General features: G+C 65.1%; 11 protein-coding genes. 6 read left to right on the top strand and 5 right to left on the bottom strand.

Annotation, left to right across the window (positions count from 1 at the left end; genetic code table 11):
* Window positions 1-160: 160 nt before the first annotated feature.
* The 3 genes from cpaB to IAG25_RS29345 form a co-directional block, all read right to left on the bottom strand.
* Window positions 161-1,111: a Flp pilus assembly protein CpaB gene (gene cpaB, locus IAG25_RS29355; protein ID WP_187607966.1), complete on the bottom strand. Its 951-nt coding sequence runs from the start codon at window positions 1,109-1,111 to the stop codon at window positions 161-163.
* Window positions 1,112-1,123: 12 nt separating this feature from the next.
* Complete coding sequence (locus tag IAG25_RS29350) at window positions 1,124-1,633, bottom strand: A24 family peptidase (RefSeq protein ID WP_187607965.1); 510 nt, start codon at window positions 1,631-1,633, stop codon at window positions 1,124-1,126.
* Between the two features lie 71 nt (window positions 1,634-1,704).
* Window positions 1,705-1,884, bottom strand: coding sequence for a Flp family type IVb pilin (locus IAG25_RS29345; protein ID WP_187607964.1), 180 nt, complete (start codon window positions 1,882-1,884; stop codon window positions 1,705-1,707).
* Between the two features lie 354 nt (window positions 1,885-2,238).
* Between IAG25_RS29345 and IAG25_RS29340 the strand changes: the two genes are divergently transcribed.
* Window positions 2,239-2,733, top strand: a complete 495-nt coding sequence (locus IAG25_RS29340) for a DUF6496 domain-containing protein (RefSeq protein WP_035510686.1) — start codon at window positions 2,239-2,241, stop codon at window positions 2,731-2,733.
* Here IAG25_RS29340 and IAG25_RS29335 read toward each other — a convergent pair.
* Complete coding sequence (locus IAG25_RS29335; RefSeq protein ID WP_187607963.1) at window positions 2,718-3,641, bottom strand: LysR family transcriptional regulator; 924 nt, start codon at window positions 3,639-3,641, stop codon at window positions 2,718-2,720. The two genes, IAG25_RS29340 and IAG25_RS29335, sit on opposite strands and share 16 nt — an antisense overlap.
* A 123-nt stretch (window positions 3,642-3,764) precedes the next feature.
* Here IAG25_RS29335 and IAG25_RS29330 point away from each other — a divergent pair, with 123 nt between their 5' ends.
* Window positions 3,765-4,535, top strand: a complete 771-nt coding sequence (locus tag IAG25_RS29330) for a transporter substrate-binding domain-containing protein (protein WP_187607962.1) — start codon at window positions 3,765-3,767, stop codon at window positions 4,533-4,535.
* 10 nt (window positions 4,536-4,545) lie between these two features.
* A complete protein-coding gene (locus IAG25_RS29325; protein ID WP_187607961.1) occupies window positions 4,546-5,673 on the top strand; it encodes a succinylglutamate desuccinylase/aspartoacylase family protein in 1,128 nt (375 codons plus the stop codon).
* A gap of 7 nt (window positions 5,674-5,680) precedes the next feature.
* Here IAG25_RS29325 and IAG25_RS29320 read toward each other — a convergent pair whose 3' ends face one another.
* On the bottom strand, window positions 5,681-6,505 hold the full coding sequence (locus IAG25_RS29320) for a class I SAM-dependent methyltransferase (protein ID WP_255504027.1): 825 nt from the start codon (window positions 6,503-6,505) through the stop codon (window positions 5,681-5,683).
* Window positions 6,506-6,652: 147 nt separating this feature from the next.
* On the opposite strand from IAG25_RS29320, the gene IAG25_RS29315 reads away from it, so the two are divergent.
* The 3 genes from IAG25_RS29315 to IAG25_RS29305 all read left to right on the top strand — a co-directional run bounded on the left by IAG25_RS29315 (window position 6,653) and on the right by IAG25_RS29305 (window position 13,943).
* Window positions 6,653-7,543, top strand: coding sequence for an alpha/beta fold hydrolase (locus tag IAG25_RS29315; RefSeq protein WP_187607960.1), 891 nt, complete (start codon window positions 6,653-6,655; stop codon window positions 7,541-7,543).
* A gap of 177 nt (window positions 7,544-7,720) precedes the next feature.
* Window positions 7,721-13,534 (top strand): excinuclease ABC subunit UvrA, encoded by a 5,814-nt coding sequence (gene uvrA, locus IAG25_RS29310; protein ID WP_187607959.1) that lies wholly within the window; start codon window positions 7,721-7,723, stop codon window positions 13,532-13,534.
* On the top strand, window positions 13,524-13,943 hold the full coding sequence (locus IAG25_RS29305) for an ACT domain-containing protein (protein ID WP_187607958.1): 420 nt from the start codon (window positions 13,524-13,526) through the stop codon (window positions 13,941-13,943). Before uvrA ends, IAG25_RS29305 begins: the two co-directional genes overlap by 11 nt.
* The last annotated feature ends 4 nt before the right edge of the window (window positions 13,944-13,947 follow it).

Genomic DNA, 13,947 nt, shown 5'->3' with positions numbered 1-13,947 from the left:
CTGCGCGGCGTGCGCGGCGGCGCACGCGACGAGCGCCGCGCACGCCAGAACCGGAGCAATCGACGCCCTATCTGCGCGGCGCGCGGTGCGACTCGAACTGAACTGCGTATTCATGAATGTGAATCCTGGCGATGGCACGCTTTCGAACGGGGGCACGGTGTCAACGCTCCGCGGGTACGGAGGGCAGCGGCGGGACGCCCTGGCCCGAACCGCCCGCCTGGGCAACGCTCGACGTATCCGACTTCTCGGAGCCGCGGTAGATGGTCACGGTGCGCGGCATGGCCGGCGCGGCGCTCGGTGCGCCCGACTGAACGGGGCGCGTGCGCGGCAGATCGCGCACGGCGCGGGAGATGTCGCCGGCCCAGATGGGCTTGCGCTCGGGCGCCGACGCCCCCGCGGGCGCCGCCGGATCGCGGCTGACCGTCGCGAAGCTGCGCAGCGCAAGCGACAGGCTGCCGAGCCGCGCCGCGACCGCGACGACTTCGCCCATGCGCGGCGTGACTTCGAGCGTCACGGTGCGGGCGCGGGCCACGGCGACGTCGTTGTCGCCATCGTTTTTCGGCCGCTTGATTTCCGAGCCGACGGCGAGTACGCGCACATGCTCGACCACCGTTTCGCTCGATACCGCGAGATCCGGCGATTCGGTGCGCCGGTCCATTTGCTGGGTGAGCAGCAGGTCGACATAGTCGCCCGGCTGGATCAGGCCGGCGTTGCCGGACACATCGTCGACGGCGACCGAGACCGCGCGCATGTCGGGCTTGAGCGTCGCGGCGAGAAAGCCCGGGGCGCTCGGCAGAAAGACATCGTCGGACACGAGGACGGCGCCGGCCGCGACCGGATGGCGCAGCAGCGCGCCCTTCAGGTCGGGCGCGCCCGCGACGCCCGCGACGATGGCGTTGGCGGGCATATCCGTCTTGGGGATCGCCTTCCAGGCGAGATCCTCGTCGCGCAGCAACAAGCCTTGCGGCAGATTGGCGGCGCTGACCAGCACCTTCTCGCTCGTCACGGCGGGCTTCGCGGTGTGAGAAGCGCTCGCAAGGACGACGCGCACGATCAGCGCAATCAGAAGTGCGCCGACCAGCAGCACGGCGAATTTGATGATGTTGGACATGGAGACGTCGTCCTATTGCGTCGAGATGAGGTGCAGCAGGGCAGGCAGCACGATGACGAAACCGCCGCCGAAGGCGAGCGCCACGCCGTACGGAACGCCGCGCGCCGCGGAGAACATCGCGAGCGCGCGCAGCGGCACGAAGCGCTGAGAGGGATTCATGTTGCGGGTGGCGAGACTCACGAGCGACACCACGGTCCCGATCACCGAGACGAGCGTCAGCGTGGCGAGCGAAAGGCCGAATCCCACCCACAGAAAGATGACGGAAGCGAGCTTGGCGTCGCCGCCGCCGAGCATGCGCACGGCGAACAGGACGGCGCAGGCCAGGAACACGACGACCGCAAGCAGCAGATGCGAGATGACATCGTCGAGCGGCATGCCGGCGATGAGCGCATCGACGAAAAAGAGTGCGCCGATCGTGAGGACGATGCTCGTCGGCAGACGTCGGGTGCGCACGTCGGTGATCGCAAGCCAGAGCAAGGCGCCCAGCACGACAAGACGAATGACGAGAGACAGTACGGTCACGATGGGCTCGAATCGGGTTGGGTCAGATCGAGGTCCGGGCGTGTGAAGGCCCGGACCTGGGGCGCGACTGCTTAGCTGCCCGCGGCGGCCTTGACCTTGGTGGTCAGGTTCGAAAAGATGTCCGTCATGTTGGTGCTGAAAGCGGAGCCGACGGCCACGAGCGCGACCACGACGATGCCCGCGAGAATCGCGTATTCCATGGCGCTGACGCCACGTTCGTCGCGCACGAAGGCTTTCAGAAGTTTTTGCATGTTGCTTCCTTGATGGGTGAGAGTTGGGATTGCAGTGCCAGGGGGAAGTGCTTACCGGTTTGGATCATATCCACGGCCGCCCAGGCCAAACGCGAGAACACAAGGCAAAACAGGCCTCAAATTGAATCGACCTGGGTGGTATGGATAAGCGCGTTAACGGCAAAGCCTTGACGGGCTTTAACCGATTTGAGAAATAATCGCGAGGTCGAAGGGGTTCGCCGAAAGCACCGTCTTTCGGATGTGTATGCGTTTGCCCGGCATGCCAGATAAGAAGGCAAACGTTTGCAGGCGAGGATGCGGGCACGCACGTTGCTCGCCCGCCAGGGGCAAGTCCACTTCATACGGAGGTCCGACATGCCCGAACAGAAAACCCTCGAGCGCGCATCGAAAGCGAAGCGCGCAGGCAAGTCCCCGAGCACGCAGGCGGGTGCGTTCGTGAAGGAACAGATCGATCACATTCGCGAAGGCAAGCACGGCGCGAAGTCGGCGAAGCAGGCCATCGCGATCGGGCTGTCCGAAGCGCGCCGCTCAGGCGTGAAGATGAAGGCGCCCAAGAAGGGCACGACGTCCGAGGCCACGCGCAAGAAGGCCGCGCAGGATACGAAGGCGTCGCATCGCACGAAGAAGAGCCCGAGCACCGAATCGAAGGCGAAGCGCTCGGCCGCGTCGACACGCGCGCTCAAGCGCGAAAGCACCAAGGCCGCTTCGCACAAGGCGCTGTCGCGTCAGTCGCATGCGGCTTCGAGCCGGCGCTCGGCGGCGGATCGGTCGGCCGCCGCGAAGAAGGGCTGGGCGACGCGTCGCGCCAACGCAGCGAAGGGTTCGCGCACGCGTCACGCGTCGCGCTGAGCCGGAAGCATCCGCGCGAACGAGACGGCCATCGTCGCGAGTTCCTGCGCCGCGGGCGTGAGCGGCACGCCCGCGCGCCGCACCAGACACACCGGCGTCCTCGCGGCGCGTTCGGCGATCGGCACGATCTCGACATGCTCGCGGAAGAACGGATGCCCGGCGAGGCTCGCGGGTTCGAGCCCGATGTAATCGCTCGATGCGATGCAGTGCAGCGTGTCGAACACGGCTTCCGTCGTTGCGGCGATACGTGGCGGCCCGAGCTTCGCCTGCTCGAAAAGCGCCGACAGCTTGTTGCCGAGCGCACCGCCGCCGCGTTGCCGTGTGCTGACCCACTCGGCGTCGCGAAGATCGCGGAGCACGCGCGAACCCCCGAGCGGATGACCGCGCCGCGCGATCACCGCGACTTCGGTATCGAAGAGCGGCGCGGTGTCCATGTCGTGGATGTCGGCGTCGGGTGCGATCAGCGCCAGCGCGAAATCGAGGCTTCCGTCGCGAACCCACGACGTCAACATGCGTGAGGTCGCGCTCGTCAGATGCACGTCGATGAGCGGACAGCGCTCGCGATAGCTTTCGAGCAATGCGGGGAAGAGGCGCATCGTCGCTTCGGCGGCAAGCCCGAGCGCGACGCGCCCCGTCAGCTCGCCGCGCAACTGGCGCATCTCGTCTTCGGTCTTTCTGCACTCGCCGAGAATCAAATCGGCGCGCAGGCGCAAGCGCTCGCCGACCGGCGTGAGGCGCGCGCCCCGCACATCGCGCTCGAAAAGCGGCCCGCCCGCCAGTGTTTCGAGCTTCTGCAATTGCTGCGTGATGCCGCTTTGCGCGACATCGAGCCGCCGCGCGGCCGCGCGCACGCTGCCCGCCTCGGCGACGGCCACGAACATGCGCAACTGCGTCAGAGTCAAATCCACGCTCGGCGTCTCCGTCGGGTGATCTCGAAAAGTGATCATGATAAGCAAAACGCCTCTTTTTGCGAGCGTTTTGCGGCCGTACTATCGGGGGCAACCATACGGAGACACGGAGACAGTGCGTTCATGTTCAGACTCAGCTCACTTTTCTTGGCCGCGGCGCTCGTCGCGGCCGCACCGGTCCACGCGAAAGACGCCGACGCGCTGCGGCTCGGCATCGATCCCGGCTATCCGCCGATGGACGTGAAGACACCCGATGGCCACGTCGCGGGCTTCGACGTCGATCTCGGCGATGAAATCTGCCGCCGCATCGCGATGCGCTGCCAATGGGTCGAGCTCGAATTCTCGGGGATGATTCCCGCGCTGCAGGCACGCAAGATCGACGGAATCATGTCGTCGATGGCGATCACCGACAAGCGCATGAAGCAGATCGCGTTTTCCACCAAGCTCTTTCAGTTTCGCTCGCGCCTGATCGCGAAGCAGGGGACGCCGCTCACCGCGAGCGCGCAGGGCCTGCGCGGCAAGCGCGTCGGCGTGCAGAGCGGCAGCCAGTTCGAAACCTACGCGCTGAAGAACTGGCAGCCGGGCGGCGTCGAGGTGGTGTCGTATCAGAGCATGGAAGGCGTGCTCAACGACCTGACCGCGGGGCGTATCGACGCCGCGCTGCTCGGCTCGGTGGAAGCGGAGCACGGCTTCCTGAGGACGCCGCACGGGGCGGGCTTCGCGTTCGTCGGCGAGCCGCTTTCGATGGGCGATCACGGCGTCGGCATGGGTCTGCGCCAGGACGACACCGCGCTCAAGGCGAAGATCGACAAGGCCGTGAACGACATGCGCGCCGACGGCACCTATCAGAAGATCGCGCGCAAGTATTTCGACTTCGACGTGTACGGCGACTAAGGATTCTTCGATGCAAACGAAACGCCACTTACTCGTCTCGACGACGCTCGGCACGTCGCGCGAACTCGTCAGCTTTCATTTCGGCGACGCCGGGCGCGACGGCGAGACCGTCTACATTCAGGCATCGCTGCATGCCGACGAAACGCCCGCGATGCTCACCGCATGGACGCTCAAGAAGCGGCTCGCCGCACTCGACGCCGAAGGCCGCGTGCGCGGCGAGATCGTGCTCGTGCCGGTGGCGAATCCGATCGGCCTGTCGCAGCACGTACTCGGGCAGTTTCTCGGGCGCTTCGAGGCGAACAGCGGCCACAACTTCAACCGCAATTTTCCGATGCCGTCCGCTGCCGCGCTGATCGAGCGCGTGGGCGCGCGCTTCTCGTCCGCCGATGCCGCGCACAACGCGCGCCTTCTGCGCGACGCGCTCGTCGAAATGCTTGGCGAGATGAACGCGAAGAACGAGTTCGAATCGCTGCGGCTCACGCTGCTCACGCTGGCTTCACGAGCCGATATCGTGCTCGATCTGCATTGCTCGCTCGAAGCGACGATGCACATCTACACGAGCCCGGCGAGCTGGCCCGCGATCGAGCCGCTCGCGCGCCATCTCGGCGCAAACGGCGTGTTGCTCGCGACGGACTCGGGCGGGCAATCGTTCGACGAGGTTCATGCGCTGCTGTGGCACGAACTGCGCGAACGCCTCGGCAAGAACACGCCGCTCGGCGCGCCGAACATCGCGGCGACGATCGAGCATCGCGGGCAGCGTGACGTCGATTACGAGACCGCCGCGCATGATGCCGATGCCATCGTCGATTATCTGATCGCGCGCGGCGTGATCGAAGGCGACGAGAAGGACGCGCCGCCGCTCGCGCAAGCCGCGACGCCGCTCGCGGGCAGCCAGCAGTTGAGCGCGCCGGTGAGCGGGATCGTCGTGTATCGGGTGAAGGTGGGCGCGCGTTTGAAAGCGGGCGATCCGGTGTTCGATATCGTCGATCCGATCACCGATGCGGTGACCACGGTCACCACGAACAACGATGGCGTGTTTTACATGCGTCGCGCGATCCGTTTCGTGTACGCGGGCGCGCCGATGGGACGGGTGACGGGGGAGAAGGCGGTGAGAAGCGGGGTGCTGATCGGGGCGTGAGACGCTTTTAGTCCGGCGAAGTCATGAATTCATACGGCTTCGCCCAGTCGGGTTTCTCCGATCGAAACAGAAGATGAAAGCCGCTGTTGAACGAGGCCGCCTTCAATTCGTACTGCGACGCCAGCAGAGACAACGATGTCGGCGTAAAGAACGAGACATGGCCGTTGCGAGGCATGCAGTACCACCATTTATCGATGCCTTCGGATGCAGTATTGTCGGGTACAAAGAGGGTGCTTACGAGCATGGCGCCATCGTCGTCGAGCAAGGCGGCAAGTGTCTGCATCAATTGACGAGGATCGACACTGTGCTCGAATACTTCGAACGCGAAAACGACACGGAATTGTTCCTGGAGAACAGACGGATCCGAGCTGCTGTGGAAGGGATCGTAAGAGCGCACGTCATGGAAATCGCGCAGGCGCAGTTGCTGTTCCAGCACGCCCGATCCTGAGCCATAGTCCAGAATTTTCATTTTCGCCAAGGCGGAAAATTTCTCGGCGATTGTCCGGGCGTTCTCGTCCGGGCGGGCGAAGACGTAATCCGGATCTTGCCTTACGTAGTCGGCGTTATAGATATGTTCGCTGAATTGCGCCGATGTCCAGTCGTCAAGCGCGGAGGTGAAGGTGAAGCCGCAATGCTCGCATCGATAGTAGTAAATGGGCACGCCCGAGTACGGATCGACTTTCTTTCCCGCGGCGTGGTCGGCGCCGCCGCGTGACAAGTCCACGACTCCGCAAAGCGCGCTTGGACCGTCGCAGCACTTGCATCGTGCAGCGGGAGAAACGGAAAACATTCCTTTAACCAAGGGTCGAACTCCGACATAAATTTCGATCATAGCACTTCGTATCACGAACGAAAATTTGAGACACGGGACAGGCCTTTCAACACCGTAGTCCGTTGTCGTTGCGCCCTCGAATCCGGCTCGCGACTCACGTACGCGACTCGCTTTAGAATGGCTTTTTCCTCAAGCAGGAGTCTCGCCATGCTGGACTTCGCACGCCACGCCCGCACGCCGACGCTCGATATCGCCTACGCCGATTCGGGTCCCGCCGATGGTCGCATCGTTCTCCTGATCCACGGCTGGCCCGATGCGGCGCGCGCATGGAACGCGGTCGCCGCGCGGCTCAACGAAGCCGGCTATCGCACCATCGTCCCGGAGTTGCGCGGCGCGGGCGGCACGCGCTTCTTGCGCGATGACACCGTGCGCGACGGCTCGGGCGTCGCGCTCGCGAACGATGCCGTCGATCTCGCCGATGCGCTCGGCATCGCACAATTCGATGTCGTCGGTCATGACTGGGGCGCGCGCGCCGCGTACACGATCTCCGCGCTGTTTCCGGATCGCGTGCGCCGCATGGCCGCGCTCGCGCTCGCCTATCAGCCGCGCGGCGTCTTCGAATTGCCGGATTTCTCGCAGGCGCGGCGCTTCTGGTATCAATGGTTCATGTCGCTCGATGGCGGCCCGGATGCCGTCGCCGCCGATCCCAAAGGCTTCGCGCGCATCCAGTGGGAAACGTGGTCGCCGCCCGGCTGGTTCGACGAAGCCGAATTCGCGGCGACCGCGCGCGCCTTCGAAAATCCCGACTGGGTGCCGATCACACTGAACGCATACCGGCGTCGCTGGCGCGGCGACCAGCCGTCCGATCCGGCGCTCGCCGAACTGTATGCGCGGCTCGCGACGATCGAACGCATCGACGTTCCCGCGCTGATGATCCAGGGCGGCGCGGATTCCTGCGACGAACCGGCGAGCTCGGAAGGGCAGGACAAGTATTTTCCGGCGGGGTACCGGCGCGTGGTCATCGATGGCGCGGGGCATTTTCCGCTGCGCGAGGCGCCGGACGCCGTCGCGGATGCCGTCATCGCGCATCTGAAATGAGCCGCCGATCAGGCGAGCGTCTTGCGCACGGAAGCGGACACCTCTGACACGTTTGGCGACAAACACTGTATGCGTGTACAGTACTGTTCGCTATGGCGGCCATGCACTTCCGAACACTCGTGCAACCTCGCCCAAGGCTTTCAGAGAGCCGCCTAACCTATTGAACCGGTTGAAAAATTGGCATCGAACAACGCAATCCGCATTCGCGGCGCACGTCAGCACAACCTCAAGAATCTCGATCTCGACCTGCACACCGGCCAGATGACGGTCGTGACCGGGCCGTCCGGTTCGGGCAAGTCGAGCCTCGTGTTCGATACGCTCTACGCGGAAGGTCAGCGCCGCTACGTCGAGACCTTCAGCGCGTATGCGCGCCAGTTTCTCGACCGGATGGACCGCCCGCAGGTCGATCGCGTGGACGGCGTGCCGCCCGCGATTGCCATCGACCAGACGAATCCGGTGCGCAGTTCGCGCTCGACAGTCGGCACGATGACCGAGCTGAACGATCACCTGAAGCTGTTCTACGCGCGCGCCGCCGAACTCTTCGACAAGAAGACGTCGCAGCGCGTGCGCCACGACACGCCCGAAACGATCTACGCGGAGCTGCTCGAACGCACGCGCGCCGACGATCCGCGTCTCGCGATCACGTTTCCCGTCGAACTGCCCGATACCGCGAGCGACGAGGAAGTCGCGCAATGGCTATCCGCGAGCGGCTATACGCGCGTGCAGGCGAAGCGCCATATCCAGACGGAATCCGGCGCGCGGCAGATGCTCGATGTCGTCGCGGATCGCTTCCGCCTCCAGAACACGGAGCGCTCGCGTGCGCTGGAGGCGATCGAAAGCGCGTTGCTGCGCGGCACCGGCCGCGTCGATGTCTACGTGCTGAAGGAGGACGCGGAGCCGGAAATCTGGCGCTTCTCCACCGGTCTGCACAGCCCGGAAAGCGATCTGCGCTACGCGGACCCGCAGCCGGCGCTGTTCTCGTTCAATTCGGCCTACGGCGCGTGCGAAACGTGCCGCGGGTTCGGCCGCGTGATCGGCGTCGATTACGGGCTCGTGATTCCGGACGACAAGAAGACGCTGCGCGAAGGCGCGGTCAAGACGTTGCAGACGCCCGCGTGGAAAGAGAACCAGGACGATCTCGTGAAGTACGGCGCGAAGGCGGGCATCCGGCTCGGCGTGCCCTGGAAGGATCTCACGCAGGAAGAGCGCGACTGGGTCATCAAGGGCTCGCCCGACTGGACCGGCAAGTGGCAGAACCAGTGGTACGGCGTGCAGCGCTTCTTCGACTATCTGGAGTCGAAGGCGTACAAGATGCACATCCGCGTGCTGCTGTCGAAATATCGCAGCTATACGACGTGCCCGGTTTGCGCCGGCGCGCGTCTGAAAACCGAGTCGCTGCTGTGGCGTCTCGGCACGAAGGAACAGGCCGACGCGGTGTTGCCGCCGTCGAATCGCTTCATGCCGGAAGGCGTCGACTGGACGCGCGCGCAACTCGAAGCGCTGCCGGGTCTCACGGTCCACGATCTGATGCTGATGCCGATCGAGCGCATCCGCCGCTTCTTCGATTCGCTGACGCTGCCGTCGACCCTGCTCGATGAAGCGCTCAAGCTGCTGCACGCGGAAGTGCGCACGCGTCTGAAATATCTCTGCGATGTCGGCCTTGGTTATCTGACGCTCGATCGCCAGAGCCGCACGCTGTCCGGCGGCGAAGTGCAGCGCATCAACCTGACGACCGCGCTCGGCACCTCGCTCGTGAACACGCTCTTCGTGCTCGATGAACCGAGCATCGGCCTGCATCCGCGCGATCTGAACCGCATCGTCGAGGCGATGCACCGGCTGCGCGACGCGGGCAATACGCTCGTCGTCGTGGAGCACGATCCCTCGGTGATGCTCGCGGCGGATCGTCTCATCGACATGGGACCGGGACCGGGCGAGCGCGGCGGGCAGATCGTCTACGACGGCGCACCCGACGACATTCAAGGCACCGATACGCTGACCGGCGCGTATCTCGGCCGCCGCAAGCATGTCGCGCATGCGTCGAACTGGAACCGGCGCGTCGTGGATGCGAACACGCCGCGTCTCACGCTCGAAGGCGCGAGCGATCACAACCTGCAGGACGTGACGGTCGATATTCCGCTGCAACGTCTCGTCTGCGTGACGGGCGTTTCCGGCTCGGGCAAATCGACATTGATTCAGGACGTGCTCGCGCCCGCGCTGATGCGCCATTTCGGCAAGGCGACGGAAACGCCCGGCGCGTTTCGCGCATTGAAGGGCGCGGAGCATCTGAGCGATGTCGTGTTCGTCGACCAGTCGCCGATCGGGCGCACGGCGCGCTCGAATCCGGCGAGTTATGTCGGCGCGTTCGATGAGATCCGCAAGCTCTACGCGAAGGCGCCGCTCGCTTTGCAGCGCGGTTATAGCGCGAGCATGTTCAGCTTCAACTCGGGCGACGGACGCTGCCCGACATGCGGCGGCTCGGGCTTCGAGCACGTGGAAATGCAGTTCCTGAGCGACGTTTATCTGCGCTGCCCGGATTGCGATGGACGGCGTTATCGCGCTGAAGTTCTCGAAGTGAAGATCGAACGCGGCGATCGTCAATTGAGCGTCGCCGATGTGCTCGAACTGACGGTCAGCGAAGCCGTCGCGCTCTTCGCAAACGACAAGGAAGTGCTGCGCGTGCTGCAGCCGATCGTCGATGTGGGCCTCGAATACGTGAAGCTCGGCCAGCCTGTGCCGACGCTTTCCGGCGGCGAAGCGCAGCGTCTGAAGCTCGCGGGTTTCCTGGCCGAAACATCGCAAGCCAAAACGAGCGAAAGCCGCCTCTTCATGTTCGACGAGCCGACCACCGGCTTGCATTTCGACGACATCGCCAAGCTGATGCAGGCGCTGCGCCGACTGCTGGAGCGCGGGCATTCGTTGATCGTCATCGAACATAATCTCGATGTGATTCGCGCGGCCGACTGGATCATCGATCTCGGTCCCGAAGGCGGGGATGGCGGCGGACAGGTCGTGTGCGTCGGCACGCCCGATGACGTCGCCGCTTGCGAGCAGTCGCATACGGGCCGCGCATTGATCGAATACGAGGAAGCGATGGCGCCCGGCGCGGCGGAAAAGCGCGCGGGCGTGCCGCTGCAACTCGCGGCGGAAGTCGCGAGCGCGCGGCGCGCATTGCAGGGCGAGGATGTCGTGCGCATCGTCAACGCGCGCGAGCACAATCTGAAGTCGCTCGATGTCGATATCCCGCATAACAAGTTCAACGTCGTGACGGGCGTGTCCGGCTCGGGCAAGTCGACGCTCGCGTTCGACATCCTCTTTCACGAAGGCCAGCGGCGTTACCTCGAATCGCTGAATGCGTATGCGCGTTCCATCGTGCAGCCCGCGGGCCGTCCCGAAGTCGATGCCGTCTACGGCATTCCACCGACCGTCGCGATCGAGCAGCGTCTGTCGCGCGGCGGGCGCAAGTCCACGGTGGCGACGACATCGGAAGTCTGGCACTTCCTGCGTCTCCTGTACGTGAAGCTCGGCATCCAGCATTGCATCCACGACGGCACGCCGGTGCAGTCGCAAAGCTCGGAATCGATCGCCGCGCAGATCATGCGCGATTTCAAGGGGCAGCATGTCGGGCTGCTCGCGCCGCTCGTCGTGAATCGCAAGGGCGTGTACACCGATCTCGCGAAATGGGCGAAGGCGCGCGGCAACACGCATCTGCGCGTGGATGGCGAATTCCTGCCGGTGAGTCCGTGGCCGAAGCTCGATCGATTCCGCGAACATACGATCGAATTGCCGGTCGCGGATCTCGTCGTGTCGGCGGACAACGAGGCCGACCTGCGCCGCGTGCTCGACGAAACGCTGGAAATCGGCAAGGGCGTGATGCATCTGTGCGCGCCGCTCGACGATCTGCATGGCTCGTGGCAGGACGGCGCGCGCCGCGGCAAGGAAGAAACCCGCGTGTTCTCGACGAAGCGCGCGTGCCCTGTGTGCGGCACGAGCTATCCCGAGCTCGATCCGCGCATGTTCTCGTACAACAGCAAGCACGGCTGGTGCAATACATGCGTCGGCACGGGCGTGAAGCTCACGCGCGAACAGCGCGCCGCATTCGATGACACCTTGTTCGCGCAGGACGATCGCGGGCGCGAGCAGAGCATCGGCTCGGTGGATCAGGAGCCGGACGATATCGTCGATCAGCCGTGCCCGGATTGCGAAGGCACGCGTCTGAACGAGGTCGCGCGCGCCGTGACCTTCGGCGATTATCCGATCACGGAAGTCGGACGCTGGACCGTGAGCGATACGCGCGAGTGGATCGCCGCGTTGAAGCTGAAAGGCCGCGATGCGGATATCGCGCGCGACGTGATCAGCGAAATCGAAGGCCGACTCCAGTTTCTCGAAGAAGTCGGGCTCGGCTATCTGAGCCTCGATCGCGCCGCGCCGACGCTTTCCGGCGGCGAAGCGCAACGCATCCGTCTGGCCGCGCAACTCGGCAGCAATCTGCAAGGCGTGTGCTATGTGCTCGATGAACCGACCATCGGTCTGCATCCGCGCGACAACCTCATCCTGCTTTCAGCGCTGAAGAAGCTGAACGACAAGGGCAATACGCTCGTCGTCGTCGAGCATGACGAGGACACGATTCGCCGCGCGGATCACATCATCGATATCGGGCTGGGCGCGGGCAAGCGCGGCGGCACGGTGGTCGCGCAAGGCACCGTGACGGATCTCGCGGCGCACAAGGCGTCGCTGACGGGCCAGTTCCTTGCGAACCCGATCGTGCATCCGTTGCAGCCGCGCCGCGAAGTGCGTGCCGGGACCGCGAAACGTCCGGCGACGCCCGAGCAATGGCTCACGGTCGAAGGCGCGACGCTGCACAACCTGCGCAACGTGACGGCGAGCATGCCGCTGAACCGCCTCGTCGCGATCACGGGCGTGTCGGGCTCGGGCAAATCGACGCTCGCGCGCGACGTGCTGATGACCAACCTGCTCGATGCCGTCGGCCGCTCGGTGCTGTCGTCGCCCGCGGTGCGGCGTGCGCGCAAGGCGGCGCAGTCCGATGCACCCGCCACGCGCTCGCGCGCCAGCGTGCTCGCGCGCGAGGCGCCGCGTCCGAAGTTCGATGTCGCGCACGCGTGGCAGGGTTGCCGTGGCGTGACCGGCTTCGAGGCGATCGACCGCGTGCTCGAAGTCGATCAGACGCCGATCGGCAAGACGCCGCGCTCGTGTCCGGCGACGTACATCGGCATGTGGGACACCATCCGCAAGCTGTTCGCCGATACGCTCGAAGCCCGCGCGCGCGGCTATACGCCGTCGCGCTTCTCGTTCAACACGGGCGAAGGGCGCTGCCCGGCGTGCGAAGGCCAGGGCGTGCGCACCATCGCGATGAGCTTCCTGCCCGACGTGAAGGTGCCGTGCGACGTGTGCCACGGCCAGCGCTTCAATCCGGAGACGCTCGCGGTGACCTGGCGCGGCAAGAACATCGGCGAAGTGCTGACGATGGAGATCGACGAAGCCGTCGAATTCTTCGCGTCGATGCAGAGCATCGCGCATCCGTTGCAATTGCTGCGCGATGTCGGCCTCGGTTATCTGACGCTCGGCCAGCCTTCGCCGACGCTGTCGGGCGGCGAGGCGCAACGCATCAAACTCGTCACCGAGTTGTCGAAAGTGCGCGACGACATCACGCGGCGCGGCCAGAAGCCGCCGCATACGCTTTACGTGCTGGATGAGCCGACGGTCGGGCTTCACATGGCGGACGTCGCGAAGCTGATCCGCGTGCTGCATCGGCTGGTGGATGGCGGGCATAGCGTGATCGTCATCGAGCACGATCTCGACGTGATCGCCGAAGCCGACTGGGTGCTCGATCTCGGGCCGGAAGGCGGCGTGAACGGCGGCACGATCGTCGCGGCGGCGGACCCGGACACGCTCGCGACGCATCCGCGCAGCCACACGGGCGCGGCGCTGCGGCCGGTTCTGGGACGTACACGCGAGGCCGAAAATGCTGCGTGATCTCGATACGCTGATCGCGTCGATGCAACCCGAGCTTCAAGCGGGCGTCTACGTTTTCGCCTCGTTGCCGCACGATGCGGTGGCGAGCGGCGCGGGCATCGTCGCTACGTTTCGCGAGCGCGAAGGATTGACGGTCGTGATGGAGGAGCGCGCGGCGCAGGCGGCGGGCATCGCGCCGCTGTTTCGCGCGGCGTGGATCACGCTGACCGTGCATTCGGATCTGAACGCGGTCGGTCTGACGGCGGCGTTCGCGCGTGCGCTCGGCGACGCGAACATCAGTTGCAATGTGATCGCGGCGGCGTTCCACGACCACATCTTCGTTCCCGTCGATGATGGCGAGCGGGCCGTCGATGTCCTGCGGGATTTGCAGCGTACTGCTGGTAAGCTTTCGGCCTCACCAAAACCATGAAATC

It is taken from the genome of Caballeronia sp. EK (genome assembly GCF_014384845.1).
Lineage (GTDB): Bacteria > Pseudomonadota > Gammaproteobacteria > Burkholderiales > Burkholderiaceae > Caballeronia > Caballeronia jiangsuensis.
Note: the sequence above shows the minus strand (reverse complement) of the source record. Positions and strands in the feature narration are given on the sequence as shown.